A 575-nucleotide genomic window follows, 5' to 3' on the forward strand; every position below is an offset into this window, starting at 1 on the left:
ACATTACGGTGATCAAAACTTTTTACTTACCCCATTTTTCAAAACGTATGCAACAACGGGTAATTGAAAAGTATCAACCGATTTTTAGAGCGTGGTATTACGGTGTACCCGAAACGGATTGTTGGGATATGGTTGACTGTAGAAAGCAAATTTTAAAACCAAGGAAGGCTGAATATGAAGGATTATAAGCGTAAAACTGCACTGCAATTTTACTGTGTGCTACTGGCGTGTTTTTTGACAACAAGTTGCACTACGGTATTCGATAAAGCGCATGGCTATCGTGGGCCCATTGTTGTGACGATTGAAACAGAAGATGGCTCAGTGCCAGAATTCCCTTTTTTGATAAAGTCGGCCTATTCAGAGTCGTGTGGTCATAGTAGTTGTGGTATTGATTTTGGTTATAAATATTTTAAAACTGCCTATGCTAATGAGCCAATTACCTTCCCACGGGAGCGTTTGGATTTATTACAACCCAATGCCTATGCATCGATTGAGTTTACGGTTACCCATCCTAATTATCACCACCGCGGATTTCCGCGAGGCTTTGGGCCCACCGATGCTGATGACCCTATTCA

The 575-nt window shown here is 41.6% G+C and carries 2 pseudogenes; both read left to right on the forward strand.

Going from position 1 to position 575, the window contains the following annotated elements:
- Positions 1-188, forward strand: a pseudogene (locus H5183_RS21655) (hypothetical protein); the annotation flags it as partial.
- Positions 175-575: pseudogene (locus H5183_RS21480) on the forward strand (hypothetical protein); the annotation flags it as partial. The pseudogenes H5183_RS21655 and H5183_RS21480, both read left to right, overlap by 14 nt.

This window comes from Pseudoalteromonas sp. SR44-8 (assembly GCF_014163635.1).
GTDB lineage: Bacteria > Pseudomonadota > Gammaproteobacteria > Enterobacterales > Alteromonadaceae > Pseudoalteromonas > Pseudoalteromonas rhizosphaerae.